General features: G+C 71.4%; 16 protein-coding genes. 6 read left to right on the top strand and 10 right to left on the bottom strand.

Going from position 1 to position 16341, the window contains the following annotated elements:
- Window positions 1–334: 334 nt before the first annotated feature.
- From BEP24_RS13330 to BEP24_RS13360, 7 genes are all read right to left on the bottom strand, one after another.
- On the bottom strand, window positions 335–1378 hold the full coding sequence (locus tag BEP24_RS13330) for a Gfo/Idh/MocA family oxidoreductase (RefSeq protein WP_065964190.1): 1044 nt from the start codon (window positions 1376–1378) through the stop codon (window positions 335–337).
- A gap of 221 nt (window positions 1379–1599) precedes the next feature.
- Window positions 1600–2526, bottom strand: coding sequence for a prenyltransferase (locus BEP24_RS13335; protein WP_065964191.1), 927 nt, complete (start codon window positions 2524–2526; stop codon window positions 1600–1602).
- The gene (locus BEP24_RS13340) at window positions 2523–3017 is read right to left on the bottom strand and encodes a hypothetical protein (protein ID WP_065964196.1); all 495 of its coding nucleotides are present in this window, start codon (window positions 3015–3017) and stop codon (window positions 2523–2525) included. The genes BEP24_RS13335 and BEP24_RS13340 overlap by 4 nt, the downstream gene beginning before the upstream one ends.
- On the bottom strand, window positions 3014–3400 hold the full coding sequence (locus tag BEP24_RS13345; RefSeq protein ID WP_065964197.1) for a lycopene cyclase domain-containing protein: 387 nt from the start codon (window positions 3398–3400) through the stop codon (window positions 3014–3016). Before BEP24_RS13345 ends, BEP24_RS13340 begins: the two co-directional genes overlap by 4 nt.
- On the bottom strand, window positions 3400–5037 hold the full coding sequence (gene crtI / locus BEP24_RS17675) for a phytoene desaturase family protein (protein WP_083230364.1): 1638 nt from the start codon (window positions 5035–5037) through the stop codon (window positions 3400–3402). Before crtI ends, BEP24_RS13345 begins: the two co-directional genes overlap by 1 nt.
- On the bottom strand, window positions 5034–5951 hold the full coding sequence (locus BEP24_RS17680; RefSeq protein ID WP_065964203.1) for a phytoene/squalene synthase family protein: 918 nt from the start codon (window positions 5949–5951) through the stop codon (window positions 5034–5036). The genes crtI and BEP24_RS17680 overlap by 4 nt, the downstream gene beginning before the upstream one ends.
- On the bottom strand, window positions 5948–7006 hold the full coding sequence (locus BEP24_RS13360; protein WP_065964204.1) for a polyprenyl synthetase family protein: 1059 nt from the start codon (window positions 7004–7006) through the stop codon (window positions 5948–5950). Before BEP24_RS13360 ends, BEP24_RS17680 begins: the two co-directional genes overlap by 4 nt.
- Before the next feature lie 21 nt (window positions 7007–7027).
- On the opposite strand from BEP24_RS13360, the gene idi reads away from it, so the two are divergent.
- From idi to BEP24_RS13385, 5 genes are all read left to right on the top strand, one after another.
- Complete coding sequence (gene idi / locus BEP24_RS13365) at window positions 7028–7570, top strand: isopentenyl-diphosphate Delta-isomerase (RefSeq protein WP_065964218.1); 543 nt, start codon at window positions 7028–7030, stop codon at window positions 7568–7570.
- 189 nt (window positions 7571–7759) lie between these two features.
- Window positions 7760–8779 (top strand): LacI family DNA-binding transcriptional regulator, encoded by a 1020-nt coding sequence (locus BEP24_RS13370; RefSeq protein WP_065964205.1) that lies wholly within the window; start codon window positions 7760–7762, stop codon window positions 8777–8779.
- Window positions 8780–9236: 457 nt separating this feature from the next.
- Complete coding sequence (gene mmsA / locus BEP24_RS13375; protein WP_065964207.1) at window positions 9237–10760, top strand: multiple monosaccharide ABC transporter ATP-binding protein; 1524 nt, start codon at window positions 9237–9239, stop codon at window positions 10758–10760.
- Window positions 10757–12049 (top strand): multiple monosaccharide ABC transporter permease, encoded by a 1293-nt coding sequence (mmsB, locus tag BEP24_RS13380; RefSeq protein ID WP_065964209.1) that lies wholly within the window; start codon window positions 10757–10759, stop codon window positions 12047–12049. Before mmsA ends, mmsB begins: the two co-directional genes overlap by 4 nt.
- Before the next feature lie 84 nt (window positions 12050–12133).
- Window positions 12134–13246: a sugar-binding protein gene (locus BEP24_RS13385; RefSeq protein ID WP_065964211.1), complete on the top strand. Its 1113-nt coding sequence runs from the start codon at window positions 12134–12136 to the stop codon at window positions 13244–13246.
- A 216-nt stretch (window positions 13247–13462) separates the two neighbouring features.
- Here the strand turns inward: BEP24_RS13385 and BEP24_RS13390 are convergent, their stop codons facing one another.
- From BEP24_RS13390 to dcd, 3 genes are all read right to left on the bottom strand, one after another.
- Window positions 13463–13855, bottom strand: coding sequence for a HepT-like ribonuclease domain-containing protein (locus tag BEP24_RS13390; RefSeq protein ID WP_065964213.1), 393 nt, complete (start codon window positions 13853–13855; stop codon window positions 13463–13465).
- The gene (locus BEP24_RS13395) at window positions 13852–14361 is read right to left on the bottom strand and encodes an XRE family transcriptional regulator (protein WP_216093143.1); all 510 of its coding nucleotides are present in this window, start codon (window positions 14359–14361) and stop codon (window positions 13852–13854) included. Before BEP24_RS13395 ends, BEP24_RS13390 begins: the two co-directional genes overlap by 4 nt.
- A gap of 107 nt (window positions 14362–14468) precedes the next feature.
- The gene (gene dcd / locus BEP24_RS13400; RefSeq protein ID WP_065964215.1) at window positions 14469–15059 is read right to left on the bottom strand and encodes a dCTP deaminase; all 591 of its coding nucleotides are present in this window, start codon (window positions 15057–15059) and stop codon (window positions 14469–14471) included.
- A gap of 101 nt (window positions 15060–15160) precedes the next feature.
- Here dcd and BEP24_RS13405 point away from each other — a divergent pair, with 101 nt between their 5' ends.
- Complete coding sequence (locus BEP24_RS13405) at window positions 15161–16258, top strand: GNAT family N-acetyltransferase (RefSeq protein WP_065964216.1); 1098 nt, start codon at window positions 15161–15163, stop codon at window positions 16256–16258.
- Window positions 16259–16341: the final 83 nt, after the last annotated feature.

Raw genomic sequence — 16341 nt, forward strand, 5'->3', positions numbered from 1 at the left:
CGGTACGCGGCACGCGGCTGGCGCGGCACGCGGCACGCGGCACGCGGCTGGCGCGGCACGCGGCACGCGGCACGCGGCACGCGGCGGACACGAGCGCGTTCCGGGAGGCGAGCGCGGCCCTGGTGGTGGGCGGCGACGGACGGGAGGCGCGGTGCGGGCCCGCACCGCGCCTCCCGTCCGTCGCCACGAACCCTGGTGCGCGCTCCCTGCCGGAGCGCCCGCGACACCTGGTGGAACCGAGCGTCCCTGCCAGAACCGGGCATCCCTGACCGGACGGAACGACCCGGTACGCCCGGTCCCGCCGAGCACGCCGGCGGGCCGGGTCGGGCGCGCGCTACTCGGGCAGGACGACGTCCTCCGGGACGCCCGACACCGCCGAGCGACCAGCGGCCTCCATCACGGCGAGGCTGCGCAGGTTGTCGCGCCCGCTCGTCTCCGGTGCCGGGCCGCCCTCGACCGAGCGCGCGAACGCCTGCAGCCCGCCCTGGCGGTCCGTGTGCTGCATGGTCGGAAGCTCGACCACCTCGGCCTCGGCGTCCTGGTCGGTCCGGAGCGTCACCCGGTCCCCCGCGACCTCGCTCGGCGACCCGTCACGGCTCGTGAACCAGAGCTCGCCGTCCTCGCCCTGGATGCTCCACTCGCCGGCCCACGCGGTGCGCGGCGCCCGGGACAGCCAGCTGCCGCGGTAGCTCACGACGAGGCCGCCCTCGAGCTCGATGACCATCGAGGTGATCGCCTCGTCCTGGTACTTGCTGTACGACGGGTACGAGGAGCGGGCGTAGACGCGCACGGCCTCGCGTCCGGTGATCATCCGCATCAGGTCGAAGTGGTGGATCGCCATGTCGTTGATCATCGGGTGCGGGAACCGGTAGTGCGGGTAGGTCTCCGCGGGCTCGTCGTTGTCCCACTGCCGGAAGTCGACGTCGATCGAGGCGATCTCGCCCACGGCGTCGGCCTCGAGCAGCTCCTGCACCACGCGGGGTGCGGGGTACCAGCGGTAGTTCTGGCTGACCTGGAGCACGAGCCCGAGCTCCTCGGCGCGGCGGACGGCCCGGAGTGCCTCCTCGGTGGAGTTCGCGAAGGGCTTCTCGACGAGGACGTGCTTGCCGGCGTCGAGGGCCTCGAGGGCGAGCGGCACGTGCGTGACGGCCGGCGCGGTGATGAGCACGGCGTCCGCCTCGACCGCGGCGAGCGCCTCGGTGAGGGACGCGAACGCGCTGCCGGCCGGCATGCCGAGGTCGGCGCGGACGGCCTCGAGGGTCGCCGCGCTCGGGTCGACGAGCCCGACCACCTCCACCTCGCTGACCTGCGGGACGGCGGCGCGGGCCCAGTTGCCGCCCCAGCCTCCGAGACCGACGTGGATGATGCGGACCGTCATGCGGGCACTCCTTCGTGACTGCGGTGCGCCACGACTCCCGCGGCGCGTCCGACCAGTCTGTCAGGGCCGCGGGTGCCGGGGCGCAGGCGGGACGGGCGCGCCGGGCGTCGGGCGGGTCCGGCGATGGAGCAGAAGACGTCGGGTGCGTGGGGTCGACCCGACGTTTCCTGCTCCATCCGCACCGGGGGCGAGCGCGAGCGCGCGGCACGCGGGCGCCCGCGTCAGTGCGTGAAGGTGTAGACGATGAGCGCCATCGTGACGATGAACCCCGCGAGGTAGTTGATCCAGAGGAAGCGCTTCCACCCCGCGTTCGCCGCCTCGGCCCCGGCATCGGTGACGTTCCACCACGGCAGCACGTTGAGCGCGTACGGCACCACCACGACGGCGGCGATCGGCCCCGGGAACGCCGAGAACAGCAGCACGACCCCGGCCACCAGGTAGGCGGCGAACGCCAGGCGCACGGTCGCGCGCGCACCGATCACCGTCGCCACGGACCCGATGCCCCCGGCCCGGTCGGCCAGCACGTCCTGCACGGCACCGAACGCGTGCGAGGCCACGCCCCACAGGAAGAACGCGACGCACACGGCGACGAGCTGCCCGGTCCAGTGCGGTCCGGCGAGCGCGAGGCCGTACAGCGCCGGCGACACGAAGTGCGTCGACGAGGTGAGCGAGTCGAGGAAGGGCTTCTCCTTGAACCGCAGGCCCGGCGCCGAGTACGCGACCACCGCGAACACACTGATCGCCAGGACGAACCACGACCACGGACCGTTGCCGCTGAGCGCGCCGAGCACGACGAGCGCGACGAGGAACGGCACGTTCGTCACGACCACGGCCCACAGCGTCGCGCGGTGCACGCTCTTGTCGAGCAGGGCCCCCTCGACGCCGCCCTTGCGCGGGTTGCGCAGGTCGGACTCGTAGTCGAAGACGTCGTTGATCCCGTACATCGCCAGATTGTAGGGCACGAGGAAGTACACGACGCCGACGAGGAACGCGACGAGCGAGAACCCGCCGCCGCCCGCGACGCCGACCCCGCTGCCGAGCAGGTAGGCGGCACCGAACGGGTAGGCGGTGTTCACCCAGCTGATCGGCCGGGAGGACACGAAGAGCGCGCGCAGCGTCGACGGACGGGAGGCGGTGGTGGCGTTCACTCGGGGTCCTCGGCTCGCGGGGTGGTCGGGTCGGGCGCGGGGCGCGGATCGGTCCGGTCGTGCGCGCCCGTCCGGTCGCGTGGGGCGGTCCGGTCGTGCGCGCCCGTCCGGTCGCGTGCGGCGGTGCGGTCGTGCGCGCCGGTCCGGTCGAACAGCACCCACAGGCTCGGCAGCAGCACGACCGCGGCGACCGAGTAGGCCAGGTCCTCGACCGGGATCACCCCGATCCTCGCACCCCACACGAGCGACCAGTCGTAGGCCACGACCCGGAGCGCGACGATGACGTTGTCGAACACCATCGTCATCGCGACCAGCACGACGCCGACGACCACCGACGTCACCACGGCCACCCGAGGCCCGGCCGACGACCGTCGTCCCGCAGCCCGGGCGCGACGGGCGGCGACGACCCCGGCGAGGACCGCGACGACCGCCACGGCGGCGAAGAACGGCAGGGCGAGCAGGGCGTAGGTCGCGGTGCCGGTGCCGCTCACGAGCGACCCCGGGTGGAGGCGCCGGGCGCTGCCGGGGCCGGTGCGTCCACCGCTGCGCGCCTCCGGGCCGCACGGTGCTCGAGCACCGGGCGGACCGCCCCGACCAGGTCCATCGTCGTCCAGCAGAGCAGCACCAGGAAGAAGAGCTCCTCGAGCGGCACCTCCGGTGCGAGCAGGACCCCGGTCAGCAGGTCCTGCTGGCCGATGAAGAAGATCCCGAGGGCGACCCCGGCCGCGTCCCACACCAGGAAGAACGCGAGGCCGACGGCCATCACCGCGGCCGCGCGCCACGGCGCCCGCCAGAAGAACAGGCGGTGGCGCGCGTCGAGCACGGCCACGCCGACGATCGACACCACGAGCCCGGCGAGGTAGACCCCCGGCATCAGTCCGTGGTCCGCGCCGCACCCACGGGCGACGGCAGCGGGGTCGGCAACGGCTCCGTGCTCGTGTCGCCGTGGATCCGCTTGAGCAGCACCTCGGCGCTGATCAGGCACATCGGCAGCCCGATGCCCGGGGTCGTCGAGGCACCGGCGTAGTACAGGCCGTCGACCTTCTTCGACACGTTCTTCTCGCGGAAGAACGCGCTCTGCGCCAGGGTGTGCGCCGGCCCGAGCATCGAGCCGCTCCAGGCGTTGTAGTCGTCGGCGAAGTCCTGCGGCCCGATCGTGCGGCGGACCCGGATGCGGTCGCGGAGGTCGGGCACACCGGCGCGCTCGGCGATGACGTCGATCGCGCGGTCGGCGATCCGCTCGACCTCGGCGTCGCCGGCCCCGTCGATGCCGCCCTTGCCGATGGACAGGTCGGCGGGGAGCGGGACGAGCACGAACAGGTTGCTCGTGCCCTCGGGCGCGACGGTGTCGTCGGTCAGCGAGGGGGCGCAGACGTAGATCGACGCCGGGTCCGGCACGTGCCGGTCCTTGCCGAAGATCGCGCCGAAGTTGGCCTCCCAGTCCTCGGTGAAGACGAGGGTGTGGTGCAGCAGCCCGGGCACGGGACCGTCGACGCCGAGGTACGCGAGCACGGCGCTCGGCCCCGGGTCGCGCTTCTGCCAGTGCGCCTCGGGGTAGCTGCGGTGCTCGGCGTCGAGCAGGTGCAGCTCGGTGTGGTGCAGGTCGGAGGCGCTCACCACGAGGTCGGCCGGCACGGTGTGGCGCTCCCCGGAAGCGTCGCGGTGCACGACGCCGGTGACGTGGCCGTCCTCGACGAGGATCCGCTCGACCGGCGACTCCGTGGCGATCGTGACGCCCTCGCGCCGGGCGACGCGCTCGACCGCGGCGATCACCTCGGTGATGCCGCCCTTCGGGTAGAGCACCCCGTCGGCCAGGTCGAGGTGGCTCATCAGGTGGTACATGCTCGGCGCCGCGTACGGGCTCGTGCCGAGGAACACCGCCGGGTAGCCGAGGACCTGCCAGAGCCGCCGGTCCCGCACGGCCTTCGACGCGAAGGTCGACAGCGGCTGGAGCAGCAGTCGGGCGAGCTTCGGGAGCCGCCGCAGCACGTCGGGCGCGGCGAGCTTCGTGAGGTCCTGGAACGTCGTGTACAGGAACCGACGCACGGCCATCGCGTAGGTGTCCTCGGCGGAGTCGAGGTACGCCCGCATCCGTTCGCCGGCACCGGGCTCGATCGACTCGAACAGCGCGATGTTCGCCTCGCGGTCGGCGAGCAGGTCGATCGGCTCGTCGTGTCCCTCGGAGTACACGCGGTACCCCGGGTCGAGCTTCACGAGGTCCATCTCGGCAGCGGCGGACGTGCCGAGCAGCTGGAAGAAGTGGTCGAACACCTCGGGCATGAGGTACCAGGACGGGCCGGTGTCGAACCGGAAGCCGTCGCGCTCCCACGAGCCGGCGCGACCGCCGAGCTGGTCGCGCTGCTCGAGCACGGTGACGGCGTAGCCGTCCCGCGCGAGCAGCGCGGCGGACGCCAGTCCGCTGATCCCGCCGCCGATGACGACGACGCGTCGGGCCGGCACCGTGCGGCGACGGGTGGGTGCGGTCGGCCTGGAGGCACGTGGCGGGGTCATCGCGCGCCTCCCGTCCGGTGGTGGGCAGCCCGGGACGCGAGCGGCGCGCGTCCGGCGAGCACCTGCGCGGCCAGCCGCGCCTTGACCGGGTTCGGCACCCGGACCCGGCTGGTGACCAGACGGTCCGCCGGGGTCGCCGCGATGCGGTCGTTGAGCTCCTGGAACAGCGCGTGCGCGAGCCCGACGGCCTTGCGCGCGTCGGCCGGCAGCAGCGGCACGGTCAGGGCGGCGCGGTCGAGGTCGGCCTGCACGTCGGCGACCAGGCGGTGCTTCGTCGCCTCGTCGAACGAGCGGATGTCGACCCCCGGGAAGTACGAGCGACCGAGCACCTCGAAGTCGGCGTGCAGGTCGCGGAGGAAGTTGACCTTCTGGAATGCTGCGCCGAGGGCCCGCGCGCCGTCCACGAGCACGGTGTCGTCGAAGGTCGGTCGTCCGGCACGGTGCACGAACGCGCGGAGGCACATCAGGCCGACGACCTCGGCCGAGCCGTACACGTACCGGTCGAACGAGGCCTGGTCGTGCTCGGTGCGCTCGAGGTCCATCCGCATCGACGCGAAGAACGGCTGCGTCAGCTCGGGACCGAAGCCCGTGGTGCGGGCGGTCCGGGCGAAGGCGTGCACGACGGGGTTCACCGAGAACCCGTGCGCCATCGCGCGCTCGGTGTCGGTCTCGAGCTCGTCGAGGACCGTGCGGGCGAGGTCGTGGTCGAGCCCGGCCTCGGTCGCGGGGCCGTCGACGACCTCGTCGGCGACGCGCACGAGGGCGTAGACGTTGCGGATGTGCTCCCGCGTGTCCTTGGTGAGCAGGCGGCTGGCCAGGCCGAACGAGGTCGAGTAGCGCTCGATGACGACCCCGGACGCAGCCTCGGCCGTCGCGTCGTAGAGGGGCAGACGCGGTGGTGCGGTCTGGGTCACCGCACGCGCTCCAGCAGTTCGGTCACGAGTGCCTCCAGGCGGTCGGCGAGGTCGTAGGGCAGGGCTGCGAGCTCGGCACGGGCGAGGGCCGCGTGCTCGGCGATCCGGGACTCGGCAGCCGATCGGGCGCCGCAGGTCTCCAGGGTGGCACGGAGTTCGGCGGCGCGCTCCTCGGTGAGGCCCGGGTCGCCGAGGTACGGCGCGATGTCGTCCCAGCAGTCGGTGGTCGCGGCGTACGCGATGAGCATGGTCCGCTTGCCCTCGCGCAGGTCGCCGAGGACGGACTTGCCGGTCGCGGTCTCGTCGCCGTAGACCCCGAGCAGGTCGTCGACGATCTGGTACGCGATGCCGATCTCGCGGCCGAACGCACCGAGGGCCTCGACCACCTCGTCGGAGGCCCCGGCGAGCACGGCGCCGGACTGCAGCGGTGCCTCGAACGAGTACACGCTCGTCTTCGCGCGCTCCATCGCGAGGACCTCGTCGACGGAGGGCATCACGCCGTGCGCGAGGTCGACGTCGGTCATCTCGCCCGCGGCGCTCGCGAACACCGCGTCGTCGAGGATCTCGAGCAGACGGGAGCGTCGCTCCCCGGTGACGCCGGACGCCTCGATGAACCGGGCGGCGGCGACGAGGGCGAGGTCACCGGCGATGACGGCCGCGCTCACCCCGCGGTGCTCGGCGGTCGGCAGGGCCAGGCCACCCGTGGTCCCGGTGTCGCGGAACGCCCCGGCGACGTTCGGCTGCCCACGACGGGACCAGTCGCGGTCGATGACGTCGTCGTGCACCACGAGGGCGGTGTGCAGGAGTTCGTACGCCGCGGCGACGTTGGCCGCGGCGTGGTCGTCGGTGCCGCCGAGGAAGCCGTAGGCGGTCAGCACCATGCGGGGGCGGAACCGCTTGCCGCCCATGCTCGCCTTGCGGAGGACTCGCCAGAGTTCCTCGGACGGTCGGCCGAACCGCTGCGCGCGGGCCGACGACACCGCGAAGAAGCGTTCGATGCATTCGTCGACCAGCGCGAGGTCGATCTGGGCCACGGTGGCCGCTTCCTCGCTCATTGGCCTAATCTATCGGTGCAGATGAACACTTTCCCGGAAACCGTCGTCCTGTTGGCAGATGACCGTACCCCGGTCGGCACGGCGGACAAGTTCGCGGTGCACACGACCGACACGCCGCTCCACCTCGCGTTCTCGTGCCACGTGCGGAACACCGCGGGTGAGGTCCTCGTGACCCGCCGCGCCCTGAGCAAGAAGACCTGGCCCGGCGTGTGGACCAACACGTTCTGCGGGCACCCCGGCCCGGACGAGGCGTTCGAGGACGCCGTCGCCCGCCGTGCATCCCGTGAGCTCGGCATCACCGTCCGCGACGTCGAGCTCGTCCTGCCCGACTTCCGGTACCGCGCGGTGGACGCCTCCGGCATCGTCGAGAACGAGGTCTGCCCGGTGTTCCGCGCCGTGACCGACGACGTGCCGGCCCCCGCGGACGACGAGGTCGCCGAGTACGCGTGGGTCTCCGAGGAGGCGCTGCGCGAGTCCGTCGCGGGTGCGCCCTTCGCGTGGAGCCCGTGGCTCGGGTGGCAGCTCGCCGAGCTCGAGCGCCAGGGACTGCACGTCACGCGCTGACGACGTCGACGAACGGGAGGGTCGTGGCGGTCCCGCCTCGACCCTCCCGTGCGTGCGCCCCGGGCGCGTCCCGCTGACGGCGTCGGCCGGGGTCGGGTGGCGCGCAGCCGACTCCCGTGCATAATGATCTGGCTCGGAATGTGAACGTGCACATCGAGGTGCCACGGCCCCGAGCGGGAGAGAGCAACGATGGCGTCACCGCGGACACAGCAACCGCGATCGCCCAGCATCCGCGACGTCGCGCGGGTCGCCGGCGTCTCGCACCAGACCGTCTCGCGGGTGCTCAACAACTCCGACGCGATCCGTGCCGAGACCCGGGACAAGGTGCTCGCGGCGATGGAGCAGCTGCAGTACCGGCCGAACCGCGCCGCGCGGGCGCTGGTCACGAGCCGGACGCACACGATCGGCGTCCTCACGGCACAGCGCTCGCACTACGGCCCGGCCGCGACCATGCAGGCCATCGAGGACGCGGCGGTGTCGCGCGGGTACTCGGTGACCACGTCGAACATCGCCGACGCGACGGACGCGGCGGTCCGGGACGGTCTCGGGCACCTGCTCGACCAGGACGTCGAGGGCATCATCGTCATCGCGCCCCAGCAGCGCGTGTTCGACCTCATCGAGGAACTCGGCATGCGCACGCCGTACGTGGCGCTGCGGACGAGCGTCGGTGACGGCCCGACGACCCTGTTCGTCGACCAGATGGAGGGGGCCCGGCTCGCGACCGCGCACCTGCTCGACCTCGGGCACGAGTACGTCCGGCACATCGCGGGCCCGCGCGACTGGATCGAGGCCGAGGCCCGCATGCAGGGGTTCCTGCGCGAGATGAGCGACCGCGACATGCCCGTCGTCCCACCGATCCTGGGCGACTGGACCGCGGACTTCGGCTACCACGCGGGGCGTGAGCTGCTGCGGTACCGGGACTGCACGGCGATCTTCTGCTCGAACGACGCGATGGCGCTCGGGGTCATGCACGCGGCCCGCTCCTACGGCCTCGACGTCCCCGGCGACCTGTCGGTCGTCGGGTACGACGACATCCCGGAGGCGAAGCACCTCTGGCCGCCGCTCACCACCGTGCAGGTCGACTTCCCCGAGCTCGGCCGTCGCTGCGTCGAGCTGCTGCTCCCCGCCGCAGAGCAGGCGCTCCGGCCGGTGGACCTCGTCCCGCAGCTCGTCGTGCGCGGGTCGACCGGCGCACCGCGCCGCCGCTGACGCGACCGCGTCGGGACGGGAGGCCCGTGGCGGGGCCGCACCGCGCCTCCCGTCCGCCCCGTGGCGGGCCGACGGGCGCGCGACCGGGCCGCGCCGCGCCTCCCGTGCCCCCACCTCGGGGGCCGGACCCGCGCGGCTTCCGCCGGATCGCGCGGGCCGTTACAGAAACGCGACCCAACCGAATTGACAGCCCCCTCGGCGCTGTGCGTAAATTACCTCCGTTCCGCCGATGTGAACGGTCACATGACCGTCACATCCCGGCCCACCGGGCCGGCCAGGGCGGGCACCGGACGCGACAACGGGGTCCACGCAGGTCTCCTGCGCCCCCAATGCCGCTTCCTCACCACCCGAAGGACTGCCGCACTGCAGCGGCAGAAGGAGATGCACCGTGGCGTCAACCCCACAGGGACCGGACCTGGCAACCAGGTCCGTCACCAGCGCCGAGACCCTGCTCGAGATGCGTTCGATCACCAAGGAGTTCCCTGGTGTGAAGGCGCTCTCGGACGTGTCGCTCAGCGTCCGCGCCGGCGAGATCCACGCGATCTGCGGCGAGAACGGCGCCGGCAAGTCGACCCTCATGAAGGTGCTGTCGGGCGTCTACCCGTACGGCACCTACAGCGGCGAGATCGTCTACGAGGGCGACGAGGTCCGCTTCAAGGACATCAAGCAGTCCGAGCAGGCCGGCATCGTCATCATCCACCAGGAGCTCGCGCTCATCCCCGAGCTGTCGATCACCGAGAACCTGTTCCTCGGCAACGAGCCGGGTCGCTTCGGCGTCATCGACTGGACTGCCGCCCAGCTGCGCGCCCAGGACCTGCTCGCCCGCGTCGGCCTCGACGAGGACCCGGACACGCAGATCAAGAACCTCGGTGTCGGCAAGCAGCAGCTCGTCGAGATCGCCAAGGCCCTGCACAAGGACGTCAAGCTCCTCATCCTCGACGAGCCGACCGCGGCCCTGAACGAGAACGACTCGCAGCACCTGCTCGACCTCATCGTCGGCCTGAAGTCCAAGGGCATCGCGAGCATCATCATCAGCCACAAGCTGAACGAGATCGAGCAGATCGCCGACGAGATCACGATCATCCGTGACGGCAAGGCGATCGAGACCCTCAACGTCAAGGGCGAGGGCGTCAACGAGGACCGCATCATCCGCGGGATGGTCGGCCGCTCGCTCGAGAGCCGCTTCCCGGACCGCACGCCGAAGATCGGCGAGGTCTTCTTCGAGGTCAGGAACTGGACCGTCCAGCACCCGCAGGACTCCTCCCGCCTCGTCGCCAAGGGCTCGAACTTCCACGTGCGCCGCGGCGAGATCGTCGGCTTCGCGGGCCTGATGGGCGCCGGCCGCACCGAGCTCGCGATGAGCATCTTCGGTCGCTCGTACGGCACCTTCCTCGACGGCCAGATCATCAAGGACGGCCGCGAGGTCAAGATCACGAACGTCCAGCAGGCGATCGCGAACGGTCTCGCGTACGTCTCCGAGGACCGCAAGGCGCTCGGCCTGAACCTGCTCGACACCGTGAAGCGCTCGACGGTCTCCGCCGACCTGCCGAAGATCTCGAAGGGCGGTGTCGTCGACTCCCTGCAGGAGTACGACGTCGCCGAGAAGTACCGCAAGATGCTCCGCACGAAGGTGCCCTCGGTCGAGGACAACGTCGGCAAGCTCTCCGGCGGGAACCAGCAGAAGGTCGTCCTGTCCAAGTGGATGTTCACGGACCCCGACCTGCTCATCCTCGACGAGCCCACCCGCGGCATCGACGTCGGTGCGAAGTTCGAGATCTACGGCATCATCCAGCAGCTCGCGGCACAGGGGAAGGGCATCATCCTCATCTCCTCCGAGCTCCCCGAACTCCTCGGCCTCTCCGACCGGATCTACACGATCTTCGAGGGCCAGATCACGGCTGACGTCCCCGCAGACCAGGCCGATCCAGAAACGCTCATGCGCAGCATGACCTCCGCGCGGAAGGGCGCCACCGTCTCATGAAGAACCTGAAACTGCTGTTCGGCAAGGGCAACAGCATCGGCCAGTACGGCATGATCATCGCGCTCGTCGCGATCCTGGTGATCTTCTCCGTGCTCACGAAGGGGCTCATCCTCGAGCCCACGAACATCATCAACGTGTTCCTGCAGTACTCCTACATCCTCATCCTCGCGCTGGGGATGGTCATGGTGATCATCGCAGGCCACATCGACCTGTCGGTCGGCTCGGTCGCCGCGTTCACGGGCATCATCGTGGCGCAGTCGATGGCGCAGTGGCACTTCCCGGCGTGGGCGGCGATCCTGCTCGGCCTCGCGGTCGGTGCGGCGGTCGGTGCGTGGCAGGGCTTCTGGGTGGCGTTCGTGAAGGTCCCGGCCTTCATCGTGACCCTGGCCGGCCAGCTCATCTTCCGCGGTGCGAACCAGATCATCGGCAACTCGACCTCGCAGCCGGTGCCGGACGACTACGCACAGATCGGCTCGGGCTACCTGCCCGACTTCGGCCCGGACTTCGGGTTCTCGAACGGCACGGTCATCCTCGGCATCATCACGTGCCTCGTGCTCGTCTTCCTCGAGTTCCGCGGCCGCCAGCGTCGCAAGAAGATGCAGGCCGAGGTCGTCCCGCTCTGGGTCTCGATCGTCCGCACGGGCATCCTCGTCGCCGTCACCCTCGTCGCCACGTACCTGTTCGGCCACGGCCCCGCGGGCACGTCGATCCCGATCGTCGCGATCATCCTCGGTGTCCTGACGATCCTGTACGGCTTCCTCACCAAGAACACGATCTTCGGTCGCCAGGTCTACGCCGTCGGTGGCAACGCCAACGCCGCGGTCCTGTCCGGTGTCAGCGCGAAGAAGGTCAACTTCTTCGTCATGATGAACATGTCGATCCTCGCCGCGATCGCCGGCATGGTCTTCGTCGGCTACTCGGGCGCCTCAGGCCCCGCCGACGGCACCGGCTGGGAGCTCGACGCGATCGCCGCCGTGTTCGTCGGTGGCGCCGCGGTCGCGGGTGGTATCGGCACGATCTCCGGGTCGATCATCGGTGGCCTCGTGATGGCGCTCCTGTCCAACGGTCTCTCCCTGGTGGGCCTCGAGTCCAACAAGGTGCAGATCATCCGCGGTCTCGTCCTCCTCGTCGCCGTCGCCTTCGACGTCTACTCGAAGTCGCAGGGCCGTCCGTCCCTGATCGGCGGGATGTTGAAGCAGTTCCAGCGGAAGGACACCGAGCAGAACACGGTGGCCGCCCAGCAGCCGCGGTCCATCGAGGACCAGCCGGAGAAGGTCAACATCCAGTAACGCGTGGCGGTCGGCCACCCCGGTGGCCGGCCGCACGATCCCTCACCACACAGCACCACTCCTCAACGAAGAGAAAGCAATCTCATGCGCAAGAAGCTCATCGCCGGCATCGGTCTGGCACTGGTCGCGGGCCTCGCCCTCAGCGGCTGCTCGGCTCGTGGCAACGACTCCGGTTCCGGCTCGTCCGACGGCGCGTCGAACGTGAAGATCGAGAAGGGCGCCCTCATCGGCGTCGCGCTCCCCGCCAAGACCTCGCAGAACTGGGTCCTCGCAGGTGCCGCGTTCGAGAAGTCGATCAAGGACGCCGGCTTCAAGTCGGACATCCAGTACGCGAACGCCGGCAACCCGGTCCCCGACCAGCAGGCGCAGATCCAGTCGATGGTCACCAAGGGTGCGAAGGCCATCATCATCGGTGCGGCCGACGGCTCGCAGCTCGGCACGCAGGTCGCCGCCGCCAAGAAGTCCGGCGCCGTCGTCATCGCCTGGGACCGCAACATCCTGAACACCGAGAACGTCGACTACTACGTCGCGTTCAACAACTTCAAGGTCGGCCAGCTCCAGGCCCAGGCCCTGCTCGACGGCATGAAGGCCAAGAAGCCGAACGGCCCGTACAACATCGAGCTCTTCTCCGGCTCGCCCGACGACGCCAACGCGAAGGTCTTCTTCAACGGCGCCATGGACGTGCTCCAGCCGAAGATCGACGACGGCACCGTCAAGGTCGTCTCGGGTCGCACCAGCTTCTCGGAGACCAACACGCAGGGCTGGCTCGCGCAGAACGCCCAGTCGCGCATGACCGACATCCTGACGAAGTCGTACACGAACACCGAGCTCGACGGCGTCCTGTCGCCGAACGACACCCTCGCCCGTGCGATCCTGACCGCGACCGCCGCGGCCGGCAAGCCGAACCCGATCGTCACCGGTCAGGACTCCGAGACCGCCTCGATCCCGCTGATCATGCAGGGCAAGCAGTACTCGACCATCTACAAGAACACCACCGAAGAGGCCCAGGCGGCCATCGACCTGGTGTCCGACCTCGCCGACGGCAAGAAGCCGGAGACGAAGGAGGACAAGAACAACGACAACGGCAAGAAGATCGTGCCGGCCGTCGAGCTCACCCCGGTCCTGGTCACCAAGGAGAACGCTGTCGAGGCCTACAAGGGCAACAGCACCCTCGAGGACCTCGCGAAGCAGGGCTGACACCCGCTCCGCAGCACCGCACCACTGGACGGCCCCGTCTCGCCTCGGCGAGACGGGGCCGTCCCGCGTTCCGCGGGTGGTCCCGTCCGACGGGCGCGCGCGGTCGGTGCAGGGCGGGGCGGACGGGAGGCGCGGGGCCGGGCCGCCACGGGCCTCCTCTCCGTCGGTCCACCGGACGGGAGGCGCGGGGCGGGGCCGCCACGGGCCTCCCGTCCGTCAGCCGGTCGGGTCGGCCCCCGCAGCCGACGCGCAGTGCGCGGCGCGGAGACGTCGCACCGCGTCGCGGAGCGTCGGGACGTCGGTGCGGGCCGTCCCGGAGACGATCGCCGGGGTGGTGTCGAAGTACCGGCGGGTCAGGCGCTCCCCCAGCGAGGCGACGCGCGACCACGGGATCGAGGGCTCGCCGGCCGTGACCGACGGCGGCAGGCTGCGGACGGCCTCGCCGACCTCGACCAGGCGCATCCGCACGGCGTCGTGCACGAGTTCCTCGGGCAGCGTCGGGTCGGCGACGTGTCGCAGGACCGCGTCGCACGCCCGGACGACGTCGTCCAGCCGGTCTGCGAGTTCCCGCGGGACCGCACCGCCAACGTGACCGCGCCTGCTCCTCACAGCGGCACGGCCTCGCGGAGGGCCGAGCCACGCAGCCCGGCGGCGTCCGCGACGTCGACGCGCACGCCGAGCAGGCGCTCCGCGGCGTCCTGGATCCGGAGCAGGCAGAAGATGCCCGAGTCGGGCGGCAGGTCGACCATGAGGTCGACGTCGCTGCCGGGTCCGTCCTCACCGCGCGCGACGCTGCCGAACAGGCGGGGGTTCGACGCCCCGCACTCGGCCACGACGGCCAGCAGGTCGTCCCGGACGGCGGCGAGGCGGTCGCGGAGCGAGGGCTCGGCCGGCGCCGGCCGGAGGTCGACCACCGCGTCGAAACCCGCGGCGTGGAGCAGCCGCTGCAGCGCCGCCAGGGAGGGCTCGCGACGCCCGTTCTCGTATGTGCTGATGACGCTCTGGGTCACCCCGGCCCGCTCGGCGAGCTGCACCTGTGTCAGTCCCGCTCGCCGTCGGGCGTGGCGGAGCAGCTGGGACGCGTCGACCGGGACACGGGATGGAGCTGGGGCCATGCCGCCACCGTACACGGAATGTCACATACGGTGGAACGGTTCGTCCAGCGTCTCCAGATGACGAGGACGCGGGGGTCGCTCGAACCCCGTCCGTGCGGATCCCGCGGTCAGTGGTCGCGCTGCGAGACGTCCGCGCGGTGGAAGTTCATGGCCGACCGGGAGGGAGTCGGCCCGCGCTGCCCCTGGTAGCGCGACTGGTACTCGGCGGAGCCGTAGGGCTTGTCGGCCGGGCTCGACAGCTGGAAGAAGCACAGCTGTCCGATCTTCATCCCGGGCCAGAGCTTGATCGGCAGCGTCGCGACGTTCGACAGCTCGAGCGTGACGTGGCCGGAGAAGCCCGGGTCGATGAAGCCCGCCGTCGAGTGGGTGAGCAGGCCCAGGCGCCCGAGCGAGCTCTTGCCCTCGAGCCGTGCGGCGATGTCGTCGGGCAGCGTCACGACCTCGAACGTCGAGCCGAGGACGAACTCCCCCGGGTGCAGGACGAACGCCTCGTCCGGGTCGGTCTCGACCAGGCGGGTCAGGTCGGGCTGGTCGACCGCGGGGTCGATGTGCGGGTACTTGTGGTTGTCGAACAGCCGGAAGAACTTGTCGAGCCGGACGTCGATGCTCGACGGCTGCACGAGCGAGCCGTCGTACGGGTCGAGGCCGATCCGGCCTGCAGCGAGCTGGGCGGTGATGTCGCGGTCGGAGAGCAGCACGGGTGGAAGCCTAGCGGCAGGCGGTGCGGCGTCGGTATGGTGGTCGGCTGCCCACCGGGTGGCGGAGGACGGCCGTCCGACCGGCCGACAGCGGGGGCACCATGACCGAGCAGGGAACAGTCGTCGAGGAACTCGTCGTCCCGACGACGATGGACGACGACCCGGAGCGCGTCCGCGCGTTCTGCGACTGGCTGGCCGTCTCCGACGCCGCCGAGGTCGCGGTGCACGGACTCACCGAGCTGTCCTGGAAGCCGGCCGAGTACCTGCCGATGTGCCACGAGCCCGGGTCGCCGAGCCGCCTGTTCGTCGTGCGCGACCCGGACGGCTCGGTCGTCGGGTCGGGCTCGTACGACACGAAGTCTGAGCCCGGCACGACGAACTGCTGGATCGCGGTCGGGGTCCGGCCGGACCGGCAGCGCCGCGGGATCGGGACGCTGCTCGCCGACCACATCGAGGGGATCGCCCGGGCCGAGGGCCGCACGCAGCGCAAGACGTACGCGGTCTCCCGCCAGGTCGGTCCCGCGACGGGCCCGGGGTTCGTCCCGGCGCCGACGGGCTTCGGCGCGGTCCCCGAGGACGAGGCCGGGGTGCGGTTCCTGACCGGCCGCGGCTGGCACTTCGGACAGGTGAACCGGATCAGTCGGCTCGGGCTCCCCGCCGACCGGTCCGTCGTGCGCGCCCTGCACGACCGCGCTGCGGCCGCCGCCGGGCCCGGGTACCGCGTGCACACGTGGACCGACCGCACACCGGACGCGTGGCTCGACGGGGTCGCGGTCCTGCACACCCGGATGAGCACCGACGCCCCCTCGGGCGACATGGCGGAGCCCGAGGACGTCTGGACCGCCGACCGCGTGCGCGAGTCCGAGGAGCAGCTCGCCGGCGGGCCCCACGCGATGCTGACGATCGCCGTCGAGCACGTCGCGAGCACCACCCTGGCCGGTTTCAGCCAGCTCAAGGTGCCGCACGACCCGTCCCGAGCCGTCATGCAGTGGGACACGCTCGTGCTGCGCGAGCACCGCGGGCACCGGCTCGGGTGGCTGCTCAAGGTCGTGGGGATCGAGACCGTGGAGCGGGACCACCCCGGTCGGCCGTCGATCATCACGTTCAACGCCGAGGAGAACCGGCCGATGCTCGACGTCAACGAGGCCGTCGGGTTCGTCGGGGTGGGCAGCGAGGGGATCTGGGAGCACCGCGACTGACCACCGGGGCCCGGGTGTGCGACGGCACCCSGACCGGGGGCGGGGTGCCGGTCCAGGGCCGGTGTCGGACCGGGGGCGGGGTG

This window comes from Curtobacterium sp. UCD-KPL2560 (genome assembly GCF_001705035.1).
In the GTDB taxonomy this organism is placed as follows: domain Bacteria; phylum Actinomycetota; class Actinomycetes; order Actinomycetales; family Microbacteriaceae; genus Curtobacterium.